15 protein-coding genes are annotated in these 16,161 nt (G+C 63.3%); 10 read left to right on the top strand and 5 right to left on the bottom strand.

Translation table 11 applies throughout. The features are described 5' to 3' along the window. Window positions 1-53: 53 nt before the first annotated feature. The gene (locus tag ACP691_RS05950) at window positions 54-944 is read right to left on the bottom strand and encodes a LysR substrate-binding domain-containing protein (protein ID WP_426198574.1); all 891 of its coding nucleotides are present in this window, start codon (window positions 942-944) and stop codon (window positions 54-56) included. Window positions 945-1,147: 203 nt separating this feature from the next. On the opposite strand from ACP691_RS05950, the gene ACP691_RS05945 reads away from it, so the two are divergent. Next, on the top strand, window positions 1,148-1,984 hold the full coding sequence (locus ACP691_RS05945; RefSeq protein ID WP_426198573.1) for an AraC family transcriptional regulator: 837 nt from the start codon (window positions 1,148-1,150) through the stop codon (window positions 1,982-1,984). A gap of 122 nt (window positions 1,985-2,106) precedes the next feature. Further along, complete coding sequence (locus ACP691_RS05940) at window positions 2,107-2,547, top strand: globin domain-containing protein (RefSeq protein ID WP_426198571.1); 441 nt, start codon at window positions 2,107-2,109, stop codon at window positions 2,545-2,547. A gap of 205 nt (window positions 2,548-2,752) precedes the next feature. On the opposite strand, the gene ACP691_RS05935 is transcribed toward ACP691_RS05940, so the two are convergent. Further along, window positions 2,753-3,340: a LysE family translocator gene (locus ACP691_RS05935; RefSeq protein WP_426198570.1), complete on the bottom strand. Its 588-nt coding sequence runs from the start codon at window positions 3,338-3,340 to the stop codon at window positions 2,753-2,755. A gap of 166 nt (window positions 3,341-3,506) precedes the next feature. Between ACP691_RS05935 and ACP691_RS05930 the strand changes: the two genes are divergently transcribed. Together ACP691_RS05930 and ACP691_RS05925 are read left to right on the top strand one after the other, a co-directional pair. Continuing rightward, a complete protein-coding gene (locus ACP691_RS05930; RefSeq protein ID WP_426198569.1) occupies window positions 3,507-4,415 on the top strand; it encodes a LysR substrate-binding domain-containing protein in 909 nt (302 codons plus the stop codon). A 91-nt stretch (window positions 4,416-4,506) separates the two neighbouring features. Further along, window positions 4,507-5,211 carry an SDR family oxidoreductase gene (locus ACP691_RS05925; protein WP_426198568.1) on the top strand — a complete coding sequence of 235 codons (705 nt, stop codon included), beginning with the start codon at window positions 4,507-4,509 and terminating at the stop codon, window positions 5,209-5,211. A gap of 1 nt (window position 5,212) precedes the next feature. Here the strand turns inward: ACP691_RS05925 and ACP691_RS05920 are convergent, their stop codons facing one another. Together ACP691_RS05920 and ACP691_RS05915 are read right to left on the bottom strand one after the other, a co-directional pair. Further along, a complete protein-coding gene (locus ACP691_RS05920) occupies window positions 5,213-6,229 on the bottom strand; it encodes an SMP-30/gluconolactonase/LRE family protein (protein ID WP_426198567.1) in 1,017 nt (338 codons plus the stop codon). A 216-nt stretch (window positions 6,230-6,445) separates the two neighbouring features. Next, a complete protein-coding gene (locus ACP691_RS05915) occupies window positions 6,446-7,195 on the bottom strand; it encodes an SDR family oxidoreductase (RefSeq protein WP_426198566.1) in 750 nt (249 codons plus the stop codon). Between the two features lie 208 nt (window positions 7,196-7,403). On the opposite strand from ACP691_RS05915, the gene ACP691_RS05910 reads away from it, so the two are divergent. Further along, complete coding sequence (locus tag ACP691_RS05910; RefSeq protein ID WP_426198564.1) at window positions 7,404-8,363, top strand: DNA/RNA non-specific endonuclease; 960 nt, start codon at window positions 7,404-7,406, stop codon at window positions 8,361-8,363. 3 nt (window positions 8,364-8,366) lie between these two features. Here the strand turns inward: ACP691_RS05910 and ACP691_RS05905 are convergent, their stop codons facing one another. Further along, on the bottom strand, window positions 8,367-9,947 hold the full coding sequence (locus ACP691_RS05905) for an alkaline phosphatase D family protein (protein ID WP_426198562.1): 1,581 nt from the start codon (window positions 9,945-9,947) through the stop codon (window positions 8,367-8,369). A gap of 187 nt (window positions 9,948-10,134) precedes the next feature. Between ACP691_RS05905 and ACP691_RS05900 the strand changes: the two genes are divergently transcribed. From ACP691_RS05900 to ACP691_RS05880, 5 genes are all read left to right on the top strand, one after another. Further along, window positions 10,135-10,542, top strand: coding sequence for an ExbD/TolR family protein (locus tag ACP691_RS05900; protein WP_426198560.1), 408 nt, complete (start codon window positions 10,135-10,137; stop codon window positions 10,540-10,542). Next, on the top strand, window positions 10,539-11,291 hold the full coding sequence (locus ACP691_RS05895; protein ID WP_426198559.1) for an energy transducer TonB family protein: 753 nt from the start codon (window positions 10,539-10,541) through the stop codon (window positions 11,289-11,291). Before ACP691_RS05900 ends, ACP691_RS05895 begins: the two co-directional genes overlap by 4 nt. 26 nt (window positions 11,292-11,317) lie before the next feature. Continuing rightward, window positions 11,318-13,600, top strand: coding sequence for a TonB-dependent receptor (locus ACP691_RS05890; RefSeq protein ID WP_426198557.1), 2,283 nt, complete (start codon window positions 11,318-11,320; stop codon window positions 13,598-13,600). A 20-nt stretch (window positions 13,601-13,620) separates the two neighbouring features. After that, window positions 13,621-14,265, top strand: coding sequence for a MotA/TolQ/ExbB proton channel family protein (locus ACP691_RS05885; RefSeq protein ID WP_426198555.1), 645 nt, complete (start codon window positions 13,621-13,623; stop codon window positions 14,263-14,265). A gap of 72 nt (window positions 14,266-14,337) precedes the next feature. Beyond that, a complete protein-coding gene (locus tag ACP691_RS05880) occupies window positions 14,338-16,023 on the top strand; it encodes a bifunctional metallophosphatase/5'-nucleotidase (RefSeq protein ID WP_426198553.1) in 1,686 nt (561 codons plus the stop codon). Window positions 16,024-16,161: the final 138 nt, after the last annotated feature.

Below are 16,161 nucleotides of genomic sequence, written 5' to 3'. Positions count from 1 at the left end.
TGCTTCCATGAAAATTGATGGTTTGGCAAGCCAGCGTTCTCCAACGGAGAACGCTATTCAGGCTCCGGCTGCAAGCTGTCGATCAGCGTTTTCAGCGTTGGCGAGGCCGCGTCGTACTTACGGTATACCAGCAGCAAGGACCGATGCGCCCAGGGCTCCTGTAGCCCGAGGGTCTTCAGTTTATGGCTGCGCAAGTAGGGTGTGGCGACGCTGCGCGGCATGACGGCCAGGCCCAGCCCCGCCGACACCATCCGGCACATGCAGTCGAAACTGCTGATACGCACCCGCAGGCGCAGGGGCTTATCCAGGCGCTGCGCTTCACTCGCCAGCAGTCGGTAGACCGAGCTGTCCTGATGAGCCCCCACCAGCTCGTAGTCCAGGGCCTGTGCGAAGGTGACCTGGCGACGCCCTTCCAAGGGATGGCCCGCCGGGATCAAGACGATCAGCTCATCGCTGCGGTAGGGGGCGGTTTCCAGGCCCTGGGCTGGCGTCTGCTGCGCGATGATCCCCAGTTCGGCCCGCCCTTCGGCCACCGCCCGTACCACCGCGCTGCCCACCTGTTCCTCGATATCGAACTTGATCTGGGGATACAGGCGGGCGAACCGGGCAATGTCACCAGGAAGGAACTGCGACAGCGCAGAGGTGATGGCGTGTATATGCACGTGGCCCTTGACGCCGGTAGCGTAATCCCCGAGTTCATTGGCCAGGACGTCGAGGGTCTGTCTCAATTGACGGGCATAGAAAACCATGGACTGCCCCGCCGGGGTGAGCTCCACCCCACGGGCGTTGCGAACCAGCAAGGGCGCACCGGCTTGCTGCTCCAGTTCGCTCACCCGCTTGCTCACGGCCGAGACCGCCAGGTGACGCAAGCGCGCGGCGCGGGTCAGGTTTCGCTCCTCCGCCACGGTCAGGAAAAGGTCAAGGCTGGTGAGGTCGTAGCGCAACGGTGACGTCCTTGTGGTCAGTAGAAGCAGGGCCGAGCAGTATACGCTCAGGCCAAGGCAGCGGCTGTACCGAGAGTGTCGCTACGGCAGCGTTCGGCTGGAAGCTATGGGCCGCGGGCCGAAAACCGATTACCCTGCGCCTGGATAGCGACGGCCTGGACCGCGACCGGCCTACTGGGCAGTCCAGGCGCACCCAGGATGATATGGCTTCAGAGACAGGAGGCCCCGTGAACTCCACCACTCCTCATTTCTGGCGAGACCCGCGCCTGCCCTTCATAGAGGCGCGCGCCATCGAGGATGGTCGCCAGTTGCATTATGGTCGCCATGCCCATGCGGTGTTTTCCATCGGCGCGGTGACTGCCGGTCAGAGCTGGTACCTGCACGAGGACCAGCGACTGCGTATCGCCCAGGGCACCGTGGTGCTCATGAACCCGGGCGCGGTTCATGCCTGCAACCCCATCGAAGACCAGCCTTGGTCCTATGTGATGTTCTATGTGGATGACGCCTGGTTCGGGGAGGTACAGGAGGCTTGCGAAGGGCGGGGGGATAGCCGCTTCAGGCCCCTGGCGCCAGTGCTCAGCCAGGCGTCAGGTCTGTTCAGGGACCTGACCGGGCTATATGCGGACCTGCTTTCGCCGGACCTCGACCTGCTGGCCAAGCATGAGGCCGCGCTGAGGTTCTTCATACAGGTGCAACGCACCCTTGGCGGCGCGACGCCTCGCCCTGCCAGGCCCAGCCCTCGGGTGGAAAGGGCAGCGGCCTATATAGATGCCCATTATCGAAGCAGCCTGACCCTTGCCGACATTTGCCAGGCAGCGAACCTCTCGGAGGGTTATCTGATCCGCGCCTTCGAACAGCGCTTTCATCTGACGCCCCATGCCTACCTGGTCAACCGACGCATCCAGCACGTCCAGGCGCGGTTGCGCAAAGGCGCGGCCATCGCCGATTGCGCGCAGGAAGCGGGCTTCGCCGACCAGGCGCACCTGCAACGCGCCTTCAAACGGCACCTGGCGGTGACGCCCGGGCAGTATCGGGCGTAGCTGGCGCCTTGAGGATGGCCAGATGCATACAGCATCAGGCTCGCCCACGGATGCGGGCAGGAATCCTCTGGAATTGGTCTATAATTCCCCACGCCTGATGTGGAATTATAAGGATCCCCCAGATGAGCACCCTTTCTCCTGAAATCATCGCCACCATCAAGTCCACTGCCCCGGTATTGCAAAAGCACGGCGTGGAGATCACGACGCGTATGTACGAGCGCCTGTTTGTCGATCCTGACATCAAATCCCTGTTCGACGAGGCGGCGCACAAATCCGGCGAGCAGCCCAAGCGGTTGGCGGCGGCTATCCTGGCCTTCGCCAACAACGTGGATCGGCTCGAAGCGATCCAGGGCGCGATCGACAACATATGTGCCCGGCATGTGGCCACCCACGTCAAGGCCGAGCACTATCCAGCGGTGGCCAATGCTCTGCTACCGGCCATCAAGGATGTGCTGGGCGACGCGGCGACCGACGATATCCTGAATGCCTGGGGTGAAGCCTACTGGTACCTGGCCAATCGGATGATCGAACAGGAAAAGACCCTGTACGGGAAGGCAGGCTGAGTGAGCCGTCTATCGCGCACGCTCATCGTCGGCTGAGTGTGTCGCAATCCATACGAAGTTCGCCAGCTGGCCTCGCGCACGACCCGCGCAACCATTGAGATTGCCTAGGTCGTGCAACAGAACCGGAAACGACCCTTGTTGGCCTGGAGCGGCACTGAAAGCGGTGACCTGGGATCTAGTTCGTCTTGAATGGTGCCTTAAGGCCTCAGCCCCGCAGCAGCGACAAGGCACAGCCGCCCAGCACCGCGGCCATGCAACGGTTGAACAGGCGCACCCGGCCAGGGCTGCGCAAGTGCGCGGCCAGGTAGGCGCCGGCATAGACCCAGCAGGCCACCGACAGATAGCACACCAGGAAGTAGATGGCCGCGAAGCTCCAGATCAACCACGCCTGGCCGTCGCCGACCAGGGCGCCCATGCCGGCGACGGCCGCCAGCCAGGCTTTGGGGTTGAGCCATTGGATGGCCGCGCCACGCCAGAAAGACGGGGACGGCGTAGCGGCCTCGGCGCCAAGCTGGCCATTGTCACTGGCCAGTTTCCAGGCCAGATAGAGCAGGAAGAGCATACCCGCCCAGCGCACCAGTTCGACCAGCAATGGCCACTGCGCCAGCAGTTCGCGCAAGCCGAAACCGGTGAACAGCAGTAGACAGACGAACCCCAGGGTGGCACCCAGGACATGGCCCTGGCTGCGGAGAAAACCGAAGCGGGCCCCGCTGGCCAGAGCGACGATGTTCACCGGCCCAGGTGTGATCGAAGCGGCCAAGGCAAAGGCCGCCATGGAAACCAACACATTCATCCCTAACACTCCCATTGAACGAAGAGGCTAGGCTAAGGCGGTGGCGAGCCGGGGTATTGAACGAAAGACACCCATGCACGCCTTGGCACACATCTGACGGTAGGGTTCTGTGAAGCAAGTGCGGTTGCTGCTAGGGTAGCCGACCACCAATCGAACGAGAGTCTCGATGCCCGACGGTTTCACCTCCCTACCCTCGCTCAACGCACTGCGCGTGTTCGAAGTCGTGAGCCGACACCTCAACTTTCGCCTCGGCGCCGAAGAACTGGGGGTCACCCAGGCGGCGGTGGCGCAGCAGGTGCGCGCTCTGGAAGCAAGCCTGGAGATTCGGCTTTTCGAGCGCATGCCCCGGGGGCTGCGCTTGACCGAGGCTGGCAGACGCTACAGCGCCAGCGTACGTGAAGCGCTGGCGTTGCTGCAGGAGGCCACCCTGGGGTTGCGGCCGCAGCCCGCCCAGCTGACGATCAGCGTGACGCCCACCTTCGCCGCCAAATGGCTGATCCCCAAGATAGGCCATTTCAGCCAAGCGCATCCGCAAATCGATCTCCGGGTCTTGGCCACGGACAGGCTGTCCCACTTCCATACCGACGGTATCGACCTGGCCGTGCGCTATGGCCACCCGCCCTTCGGGCCAGGGCTCGAGGCGCGACTGCTGATGGCTCCGAAGGTGGTGGCCGTGGCCAGCCCGCGCACGCTGGCCGAACACGGGGCGCCTGGTGATCTCGATCACCTGCAGGCGTACCTGCTGCTACATGACGCCCATAACGCCTGGCCGTCCTATATGGCCCGGTTGTTCCATAAGCCTGCCCAGCCCACAGCGCGAAACCTGCGCTTCAACCAGACAGCATTGGCTATCGAAGCGGCCATCAGTGGTGAAGGCATCGCCTTGGCCAGCGACATCTTCGTGGACGCGGACTTGCGTGCCGGACGACTGGTAAAGGTGTTCGACCTGCACGCAGAAGCCGACAAGGCCTTCTACCTGGTCTGGCCGCGCAGACCCGGGCAACCGCCGGCCCTGCGCCCGGTGATGGAGTGGCTGCTTCGCCAAGCCCAGGCTCCGGCACAGATGAGCCAGTAGTTTTTGTATAGGCAGAGCCAGCGCCCGCTGGCTGTCTTGAGCGGTTATCAGGTTGTTAGCCTAGTGCATCGACTCAGTGGAGGAACATGCGATGCCTGTAGATAAAGTCGCCATCATCACCGCCGCGGGCAGCGGCATGGGAGCGGTCACGGCCGAGCGCCTGGCCGCGGACGGTTTCAAGGTCGCCATTCTTTCGTCATCCGGCAAGGGCGAGGCCCTGGCCAAGCGCCTGGGCGGGGTGGGCGTCACCGGCAGCAATCAATCCAGCGAGGATCTCCAGCGCCTGGTGCAGGCTACCTACGAGCGCTGGGGTCGGGTAGACGTGCTGGTGAACAGCGCCGGTCATGGCCCGCGGGCGCCCATCCTGGACATCAGCGACGAGGATTGGCACAAGGGCCTGGACACCTACCTGCTGAACGTGATCCGTCCTACCCGCCTGGTGACGCCGATCATGCAGCGACAGAAGAGCGGCGTCATCATCAACATTTCCACCGCCTGGGCCTTCGAACCCAGCGAGCTCTTCCCCACGTCCGCGGTGTTCCGCAGTGGCCTGGCCGCCTTCAGCAAACTCTTCGCCGACACTTATGCCAAGGACAACCTGCGCATGAACAACGTACTGCCCGGGTGGATCGACAGCTTGCCAGCCAGCGAAGAGCGCCGCCGGGCCGTACCCTTGCAGCGCTATGGCAAGGCTGAGGAGATTGCCGCGACCATCGCCTTCCTTGCCAGCGAAGGCGCGGGCTATATCACAGGGCAGAATCTGCGCGTCGACGGCGGCGTCACCCGGGCAGTCTGACTCAGCGCCAGTGAATCAAGGGCTGGCCCGCCACTGGTGAGCGGAAGCAAGGAATCCGGGTGCCCAGCAGGCTTCCGAGATAGACCGTGCGCAGGTCCGGGCCGCCGAAGGTGATACTGGCCATCCAGGGCGCCAGGCTGCCCCGGGCCGCCTGCATCACTTCGGGCGTCAGCGTCCTGGCTCGGTAGCGCGCGTTGAGCGTCGCGGTCGCCTGGGGGTCGCCGTCGTCTAGCAAGGTGAGCACGTCACCCTCCGGCGTGAGGGCAATGAGCACGTCGCTCATGATCAAGGTTACCCAAAGGTTGCCGAAGCTGTCGAAAGCGAAGCCATCGGGGAAACCAGGCAGTTCACGGGGCCCGAAGATCTCCCGCTCGCCCAGGCTGCCGTCCGGTCGCAGCCGCAGCCGGGAGATACGCCGAGCGTTGCTTTCCACCACATACAACCACTGCTCATGCTCATCGAAGCGGATTTCGTTGGTGCCGGCGAAACCTTCGGCAGCTACTCGCACGCCCTTCTCGTCCATCACGGCGATATAGCCGTCCTGCACGCCTGAATTGATGGAATCGGTCCAGGGCTGCTGGGTAGTGGTGACGCTGAACCAGAGCCGTCCATGGCGATCGAGCAATGGGAAATTGGTCTTGCCCAGGGGCTTGCCGTCCAGGTGGTCACAGAGCACCCGCAGCTTCCCTTGGCGATCCAGCTGTTCGACCCGGTCCAGTCCCCAGTTGCAGATGATGAAATCGCCCGCTTCGGTAAGGGCCAGCCCATTGGGCAAGGAAGCCCCCGCGGACTGTACATAGCGCTGGTTGAAGTCGGCTGCCCCCTGGGTGGCGTTCAGCGGGGCCAGCAAGCGCTGCTGACCGTTGGGAGAAATCTGCATGACCCCGCCACGCGCGTCGGCGGTGAACAAGCTGCCGTCCGGCTGGGCAATGATGCACTCAGGGCGCTCCAGGTCGTGGCCAACGAAGTTGATACGCTGGCGGTCCACCTGCCAGCCGTTGAGAGGGTTGGAATTCATGAGCACGCTACCGATGCCTTGGGTGTGCGCACTCTAGCCAGGCGACTACGGGATGGAACAATGTTTTATGGCGATGGCTTGCATCGTGTTGGCCGATACTCGCGGCCTGCCAGGCAGGCCACCCGTTGAAGGCGGTTCAGCCGCGAGCGTAGCCCTCGGTGAGAGCCAGGGGCAGCTGGCGAACCGGCCTTGCCGGCAGGGCAGACACAGTGCTCCCTAGCGACGACCGCCTGCTACGTCCAGGAAGGTACCGGTGATGAAGCTGGCATCATCACCGAGCAAGTAGAGGATCGCGCTGGCCACCTCTTCGGCGGTGCCCGGTCGCCCAAGAGGCGTGTGTACGCCTAGGGCCCAGGCGCGGTCCGGTCGCCCGCCAGAGGCGTGGATCTCGGTATTGATCAGGCCGGGACGCACCGCATTCACGCGCACTCCTTCCGGGCCGAGCTCTTTGGCCAGGCCAATGGTCAGGCTGTCCACCGCGCCCTTGCTCCCGGCGTAGTCTACATATTCACCGGGAGAACCAAGCACCGCGGCCATGGACGACACCAGTACCAGGGAGCCGCCCTGCCCACCACGGCTGGTCATCATCCGCCGCGCAGCTTCCCGCGCACTCAGGTAGGCCCCAAGGACGTTGACATCGAACATGCGCCGCAGACGTTCCAGGGGCATGTCCGCCAGCAGAGCGCCAGGCGCAACTATGCCAGCGTTGGCCACCACGCCCGTCAATGCCCCCCGTCGTTCGGCCTCATCGAAGATCCGCAGCACATCGGCCTCGACCGATACATCGCCTTGCACAGCCCAAGCCTGGCCGTCAGCGGCTCGTATCTGCTCGACTACTGATTCGGCAGCGACCTGATCATGCTGGTAGTTTACCACCACCCCCCAGCCTTGCTTGGCAGCACCCAGCGCGGTAGCCCGGCCGATACCTCGGCTGGCACCGGTGATCAATACAGTTTTGGCACTCATCCTTCGCCCTCTTTTTAGTTGCCTCACTCGAACTCGGCAGGCGTCCACGGTCTGCTCACGCTTGTATCACAACTGCATGCCCGGGCGCTCGTCGCGGCAGGCGGGGCTGGGGCGTCAGCCTGGCGACGCGGTTCTCGCGGCGAAACCGGCAATTGTCACAATCCTGTGCTGCACTGACAGGTCTCACTTTCCATCGAGAGGCCGCACCGTGCCGGATTCCGTTCTGAACATCGACCTAGACCACCGCCCGCGCCTGGCCGATTTGCGCCCGCTGGTGCCAACGCCGGCCTCGGTTTCTCCCACCGCTACCCTGCTCGAGGCCGCGGCTGGACCGCGGGTAACACCGGCAACCTCGTTGAAAGACCGCGAAGGCTACCAGGACGATTTCCTCGGCGACTTTCAAGTGCCCTGGCCCAGCCCAAGCGAAGCCTTGGCCGGGGATGTCCTTGCCCTGGCGGGTGGCGGCAGCCGGCTGGACTACACCCATTTTTCCATCACCTTGTCCCGCGCCCGCCGGCTGGCCTTGTGCGTGGGGGTGAACATCGACGGCAGCCAGGCCGTGGAAGTGCCGCGTAGCCGGGACAGCTGGGCCTATGATGGTCGGGTACCGATCGAGGCGCAGATAGGCGACTCGCTCTATGCCAACAATGGCCTGGATCGTGGGCACCTGGTTCGCCGCCAGGACCCGAACTGGGGCAAGCAGGCCACCACCGCCAACGCGGATACCTTCCATTTCACCAATTGCTCGCCGCAGATGAGCGCGTTCAACCAGAAGACCTGGCTGGAGCTCGAAGACTACATCCTCGACAACACCCAGCGCTGGAAAGCCCGGGCTACGGTATTCACCGGCCCTGTATTCAGCGACGGCGACCGCGTGTACCGGGGCGTGAAGATCCCCCAGGCGTTCTGGAAGGTGGTGGCCTACCTGGGCGACGACGGCAAGCCATCGGCGAGCGCCTACATGATCGACCAGAGCCGCGAACTGGACCAACTGGACCTGGTGTTCGGCGCCCTGCGCACCTACCGCCGCAGCGTGCTGCAGATAGAGCAGCTGACCGGGCTGCGCTTTGGCCAGCTGGCCAGCTATGACGGCTTCAGCAACGAGGAACTGGCCACCGGCACCCGGATCGAAACCCTGATCACTGGGCCCGAGAGCCTGCGCCTTTAGGCTTTACAACACCCGCACGCCGGGGCGTCCAGCCTCCACTTGGAAACGTTTGAGCGTGGCCAGGGTGGCGGCCGGGTCGCGACGCTCGGAGATCGCCTGGAAGCGAGCATCCATGACCTGGTCATCCAAGGTGACTGACACGTAGCCCCGGGGTCGACTGTCGAAGAACTTCACCTGCGGATTGAGCGGCAGCAGCGCGTTGAACGCCTCGAAAGGCGGGCCATCCGAAGTCACCGAGCTGGTGACGAATTCACTGGCCACCACCTTGCCGTCGCCGACCTTGTCACCGAGATGCAGGTCCGTGGCCCAGAAGGAATGAATGTCCCCGCCCCAGAATACCGGGTTGCGCGCCCGGGTGTGCTCGATGGCCGCCAGCAACCGCTGACGGGTCGCGGCATAGCCATCCCAGCCATCCGTCCAGTGCCCCAGACCGCCGCTGGCAGGGTCACGCTGGAGCAAGGGTGACACCAGCAGATCCTGGGCGAACACATTCCACAGCGCCGTGGATTGCGCCAAGCCCTGGCGGAGCCAGGCTTCCTGTTCCCAACCCAGCAGGCTGCGGGCCGGGTCCTGAAGGTCGCGACAGTCGGCGCTGGCGACATGCCCGCGGTGGCTACCATTGGCCGGGATGCAGGGTTGCTCGCTGCGGTACTGGCGACCGTCAAGCACGTGGAAACGGGCCAGACGGCCGTAGTCGAGCCGGCGATAAAGCCGCATGTTCGGGCCGCGGGGTGCATGGCTTCGACGTAGCGGCATGTGCTCGTAGAACGCCTGGTAAGCGGCTGCTCGTCGGCGCAGGAATGCCTGGGGGTCGACACCGGCGTCCTGGGACCAGCGATTGGCATAGTCATTCTGCACCTCGTGATCATCCCAGGTAACCACGCAGGGGGCTGTGGAATGCAGCAGTTGCAGGTCCGGGTCCCGCTTGTACTGGGCGTAGCGGCGTCGGTAGCCGGCCAGGTCAGTGGCTTCCGGCAGGTCATGGGCGCGTAGCAACTTGGCCGACCCGGGCGCCAGGGAGTACTCGTAAATGTAGTCTCCCAGGAAGAACACCAGGTCTGGCTGCTCTGCCGACAAGTGCCGGTAGGCGCTGAAATGGCCCAGCTCGTAGTGGGAACAGGAAACGAACCCGAATCGCGCTGGCGCCAGGCTGCGGGAGCCTGGCGCGGTATGCGCGCGGCCTACGGAGCTTAGCTCGCCAGCGGCCTCGAAACGGTACCAATAGGGGCGGCCAGGCTGTAGGCCTGCCACTTCCACGTGGACACTGTGGGCCCAACCTGGCTCGGCAACGACCTCGCCTCGCTTGACCACCTGCCGCATGTTTTCATCGCTGGCGACCGTCCAGCGCACCGGGACGGCCGAGGGTAACGGAACCTCAAGCCCCCCTGCCCCGACCGGCGCCAGGCGGGTCCAGATCACGAAACCGTCGGGCAACGGGTCGCCGCTGGCCACGCCCAGCGAAAAGGGAAAGTCCAGGCCGCTGGCCCACGCACGGCTGCCCAGTAGCGCCAAGCCCGCCCCGGCTACCATGCCACCGAGGAATTGCCGGCGGGCCGGGTCAAAAGGCGAAGCTTTGCTGGTCATCACTGTTATCCGCTCAGTCAAATGGCCCGAGCATGGCCAGGCTGGATTGCCGCTTGATGACAACTTCAAAGGTTCACGAAAACGTCGCCAAAGCCTGCTGCAGAGCCTTTTAATCGTAAATTTCTGTTAACAAATTTTTCATGAGCCATTGCTAGTGTCCCGGCTTCATTCAAAGCAAGGGGGCCCTATGAGAGCCTGGGACGAGCCAGAAAAACGCAAGGCCCACATCGAGCTGATTCCGATGATCGATGTGATGATGTTCCTGCTGGTGTTCTTCGTGCTGGTCAGCCTGAACGTGATTCCGGCCTTGGGCATGAAGACCCAGCTTCCCGCCGCCAGTAGCGCGCAACAACTCAAGCCTCAGAACAAGGCGATCCTCACCCTGGGCGTTGATGGCCAACTTCAGCTCGACGGCCAGGCCATCACCGTGGAGGGCCTGGTGCCCGCCCTCAAGACGCAGCAGAAGCCGGATACCAAGACCACCGTCATCGTCAACAGCGACAAGGGCGTGGAAGTCGATCGCCTAGTGCAGATCATGGACACCCTTCGCGCGGGTGGCTTTACCTCCGTCTCCATCGCTACTCGTAAGTCATGAGCCTTTATCTTCTCTATCGCAATCGCCAGTGGCTGGGCGCCATGCCTGCGGCCATTGCCGTGGCTGCGAGCCTGATGGTTCTGCGCACCACACCGCTGAAGATCGAGCCGGTCTACGACGAATCCGCCGTACAGCTTGCCATGGTCGAGCCCGAGCCCGTCAGCGAACCGGCGCCCCTGGAGCCGCCACCGCCGCCTGTGGAGGAGGAACCGGAGGCCGCCTTGCCGCCACCGCCAAAGCCGGCAGCCAAGCCCGAACCCAAGCCCAGACCCAAGCCTGAGCCGACCAAGCCTTCGGCCAAGCCCGCGCCAGCCCAGCCCAAGGCAGTGGTGGCTAAACCGGCCCCCGCCAGCCCGGCACCCGCGCTGCAGACGGCCCAGGCCACGTCGGCGCCCGCTCCCGCGCCAGCCAAGCCGGCACTTGCAGCACCGCGTGTCGACAGCGCCGCCCTGGATGGCAACTACATGCAGGGGCTGCGCAGTGACATCGACCGCTTCAAGCAGTACCCCACCGGTCGCCAGGCCTCCCTGGAGCGCCCGAAGGGCGACGTGGTGGTGTGGCTGCTCGTCGACCGCGCCGGCAACGTACTGGATTCAGGCATCGAAACACCCGCCTCGAGCATGCTGCTCAATCGGGCGGCGGCCGGGAGCCTCAAGCGCATCAAGCAAGTCAAGCCTTTCCCTGAGCAAGCCTTCGGTGGCCGCAATCAGCAGCGCTTTACCGCCACCTTCAACTACAGCGTGCAATGAAGCACGGTCGGCATAGGAAGCATGTGATGAAGTTCAGCAAGACTACCCTGGCCCTGGTGACCGCTGGCCTGGCCCACGGCATGGTGTTCGCCGCCGATACCGAGGACGCCGATATCGGCGCCATCAAGGTCGAAGGCAAGGCTACCCAGGGCGGCGGTTACATGGTGCCAGAGGACAGCGCCAAATCCCGCTCCACGGTGACCAAGGAAGCCCTGGACAAACAGACGGCCACCGCCAATGCCATCGACAAGCTCAAGTACACGCCAGGCCTGAACATTTCCAGCGAGGATGCCACGGGCCTCTCGGGCTTTCGCTTCACCATGCGGGGGATGAACTCGGACCAGGTCGGCATGAGCGTGGACGGCATGCCCATCAACGACTCCGGCAACTACGCGCTTTATTCCAACCTGCTCGGCGACCCTGAGAACATCGACCAGATCTTCGTCACCCAGGGCGCGTCTGAAGCGGATGCGCCTCACATCGGTTCCAGCGGTGGCAACATCGGTATCGTGACCCTGCGGCCAACCAAGGATGCAGGCGTGTTCGTCAAGCAGACCGCCGGCAGTAACGCCACCTACAAGACCTTCGCTCGGGTCAATACCGGTGAGTTCAACGGGCTGAGCAACTGGCTTTCGGCGTCCCACGAGGAAGGTCAGAAGTGGCGGGGCAATGGCGCGGTACGCGCTGACAAGGTGGAATGGAACAGCTTCTTCGAAGCCGAGAACGGCAATACCGCCAACCTCATCCTCAAGTACCACAAGCAGGAAAACAACAGCTACAGCCAGCTGACCAAGGCTCAATACACCCAGTCTGGGCGCGACTACGACCCCTACCCGGCCGTGGCCACCCGCAATGCCAACGGCAAGATCACCAGCTACTACGGCCTGGCCCAGAACCCCTTCGAGACCTTCACAGCTGTACTGAACACGCATTTCAAGCTGGCCGATAACCTGTCCATGGACGTCATCCCGTATTACTACTACGGCAACGGTGGAGGCGTGGGCAGCTCCAGTTATGCGCTCAACAGCGGCTCCAGCAGCAGCGGGGTGTATGACCTGAGCAACCTCGGCTCGGCAGCCGACTACAACGCTGACGGCACCGCCAATAGCGGCGTGTATTACCGTTCCTCACGCACACAGACCTGGCGCCCGGGGATCACCACCAAAGTGAACTGGGACCTTGGCGACCATAGCCTGCAGTTCGGCTACTGGTACGAGGATGCGCGGCAGCGGCAAACCCAGCCCTTCATCGGCATCGACAGCAGCGGCAATCCAGACAGCATCTGGCCTGATAGCGATGAGGTGACAGACGCCAACGGCAACATCGTCCAGGGCCGCAACCGCTTCACCGAAACGCCGGCGCAGAAGGTCTGGGCACAGGACACCTGGTACCTGGCACCGGACTGGACCCTCAACGCGGGCCTGTCTTTCCTGAACGTGGAGCGCAAAGGCACCAACCACGGCAGCCTCACAGAGGCGCCGGAAAAGCGGAACAAGACCTACGATAAGTTCCTGCCCAACGCCGGCTTGAAATACCAGCTCGATGACCGCAACCAACTGTTCTACAGCCTTTCGCGGAACATGCGGGTGCCGCAGAACTATGCGCTCTACGACGCCTCCGAAGACGCCATCGACCTCAAGCCGGAAATCAGCTGGAACCACGAACTGGGCTGGCGCTTCGTCGAACCGGACATGACGCTCTCGGCCAGCCTGTTCTACATGCACTTTAAGAACCGCCAGGTTTCCTCAAAGGATGTCAACGGCGACGCTACCGACATCAACGCCGGTACGGTCAACAACTACGGCCTGGAACTGGAATGGAGCGGGCTACTGCCCCACGACTTCAATTACTACACGTCCTACACCTACACGCGGGCCCGCCAGCAGGACGACCTACAGGTCTACAACAATGGAACCCTGGTCACCCTGCCTACCTCCGGCAAGCAATTCGCCAACGTGCCCGAGCACATGCTCGCCGCCAACATTGGCTGGGACAATGGCCTCTACTACGCAACCTTCGGCGGCAAGCTGACCAGCAAGATGTACGGTGACCTCACCAACGACGAAAGCATCCCCGGACGAACTGTGTTCAATCTGGGCGCCGGCATCTACCTGCCGGTGGACAAGCGCGTATTCAAAAGCGCCACCTTGCGTCTGAACGTGGACAACCTGTTCGACAAGGAATACCTGGACGGCGTGTATACGGTGAAAACCAACTCCGCCACCTATAACGGGTTCCGTGACGGCGACCCGGCGTACATAGTCGGCGTCGAGCGCACCATTACCGTCGCCCTGGAAGCCAATTTCTAGTTTTGCCTCTGGAGGCTTGAATGAATACCAACCTGCTCCATGATGTAACGTTCTACGTGATGTACGGGGCCGTCGCCATCGCGCTGTTCATCATTGTCGAACGCGGACTCTACTTCGCCTATGTAAAGCGCCAGGCGCGTCAGCTCTATGAGCAACTGGGCCCAGCGGGCACTAACGATGCTGGCCTGAGCGCTGGGCAGCGCGGCCGACCCAGCCTGCCACTGACCATGGTGGAAGAAGTTTTGCGGCAGAAAAGCGCCGGCGGTACCAGCAAGGATCTGGACGATGTGATCGAAACCCAGTACCTGAGTTCACGGGCGCCGCTGGCCAGAAGCCTCTGGATCATCGAAACCATCGTGACAGCCGCGCCCTTGCTTGGACTGCTCGGTACCATTCTCGGCATCATCGATACCTTCAAGGCATTGGCCAGCGCCGGCGTGTCTGACCCTGGCCAGATAAGCGCGGGTATCGGTACGGCCCTGTATGCGACGGGTCTCGGTATTGCCATCGCCCTGTTCTGCGTGATCTTTCACAACCTGTTCCAGGACCGCCTGGCCCGTATCAATGATCAGCTCAAGATGCTGCTGATCCGGGCCGCCATGGGGGGTGTCGACGATCAATCGGCCCAGCGCCCGCTACAAGGCGCCCAGTACCGTACCGCCTGAGAGTAGGCGCCCTACCCTTCGGGCGCCTTTACTACGCTTCATCCCTCCCCCTGAACAAACCGCGGCCTTTTCATGATGAAGATGCGTTATCCCCGCCTGGCGGGCTTGCTTCTTTCCTTGCTCGCCGCCGGCTGCAGTCGGACACCGAGCGAACCACCGGCGCCTGTGCAAGTGAACATTGTCGCCATCAATGACCTGCATGGGTACCTGCAGGCCAATCCCTGGCGAGTCAGCGACCCGCAAGGAAGCCAACGCACCCTGAACCTGGGCGGCATCGCGACCCTGGGCGGCATGCTCGATCAGCTGCGCAAGCAGGACCCGCAGCTATTGTTCATCGGCAACGGCGATCTGATCGGTGGCAGCCCGGCCATTTCCTCTATGTGGGCCGACGAGCCTACGCTGCTGGCCTTGCATGCCATGGGCTTGCGGCTGAGCAGCCTCGGCAATCACGAACTGGACGCAGGCAAGGTCGAGCTTCTACGCCAGGTCAACGGTGGCTGCCAATCTCCCCGGCCGCGCAAGGCCTGCAGTTTCCGAAAGGATTACCCAGGCAGCGGCTTTCCCTACCTGGCCGCCAACCTGATCGATACCGATACAGTCAAGCCCTTGCTACCAGCCTACCGTGTCGAGGAAAGTCATGGAGTGAAAGTCGCCTTCGTGGGCGCGGTGCTCAGGGATGTATCGGACGTTGTCAGCGCCGCGGGCATGAAGGGGCTGCGCGCCACGGATGAAGCCGAGGCCATCAACCGCCTGGTTCCTGAGCTCAAGGCGCAAGGCGTCGATGCCATAGTCGCCGTGGTTCATCAGGGTGGCGGAACCCCGGAGCCCTTCGACCAGGCCGATTGCTCACAGCTCAAGGGGCCGATCGTCGAGGTGGCGCAACGACTCGACCCGGCGGTCAACGCGCTACTGAGCGCGCACTCTCATCAAGGCTACCTGTGCAAGGTGGGCCATCTGCTGGTAACCCAGGGAGGCTCCTATGGCCATCTGCTGACGCGCCTGACCCTGACCATCGATCCCAGGGCGCATCGAGTGACCGCCATCACGGCGGCTAACCTGCCGGTCGACCCGCAGCGCTATGCGCCGAACCCTGCGTTGGCCGCGCTGCAACAGGAAGTGGAAGTACGCAGCGACAAGGTATTGAACGCACCCGCCGGGCGCATTGCGGTGCCCTTGGTCAGTAGCCGAGTCGAGGCCAACGGCGAGTCGCCCATGGGGGACCTGATCAGCGATGCTCAATTAGAGCAGACCCGACCCTGGGGCGCCCAGATCGCCTTCATGAACCTGGGCGGCATCCGCGCGGAGCTGTCCCAGGCTCCGGGCGAGCCGCTTACATACGCGCAAGCCGCCAGCGTGCAACCGTTTGCCAATACCCTGGTGCTGGCCGACTTCACCGGTGAGCAAATCGTTGCCCTGCTCAACCAGCAGTGGCAAGGCAAGGGCTTCAACCCCTTGCAGGTGTCCTCGGGCTTCATCTACCAATGGGATTCCGCCCGTCCGGTCGGCCAGCGGGTAGTTCCGCAAAGCCTGCGCCTGGACGGCAGGCCAGTCAGCCCAAGCGGTATCTATCGGGTGGTGGCCAACGCTTTCCTGGCCGAAGGCGGGGATGGTTTCACCCTGTTCAAGGCTGGCTCCGCCCGGCAGGACACGGGCCTGGTCGACGTGGATGCCCTGGTCGGTTACCTGCGTACCAGTGCCGAACTGAATCAGCCCGTAGGGCAGGCGGACAGTGCCGGTCGTATCGTGCGGCTCCATTGACTGACTGACGACCAGCCAGGGTCTGCGGCGCTGCTCATGGAGCGCTGGCAGACGCTGGCATCGGCCCAAACATTGTCATACAAATGACATATTTCCGAAGCAAAATCGTCACGCTTGCCCAAGCGCACTGCCGCATCG

This window comes from Pseudomonas sp. DC3200b2, from assembly GCF_049895785.1.
Lineage (GTDB): Bacteria > Pseudomonadota > Gammaproteobacteria > Pseudomonadales > Pseudomonadaceae > Aquipseudomonas > Aquipseudomonas massiliensis.
The sequence above is the reverse complement of the archived record's forward strand: the minus strand, read 5'-3'. Positions and strand labels throughout refer to the sequence as shown.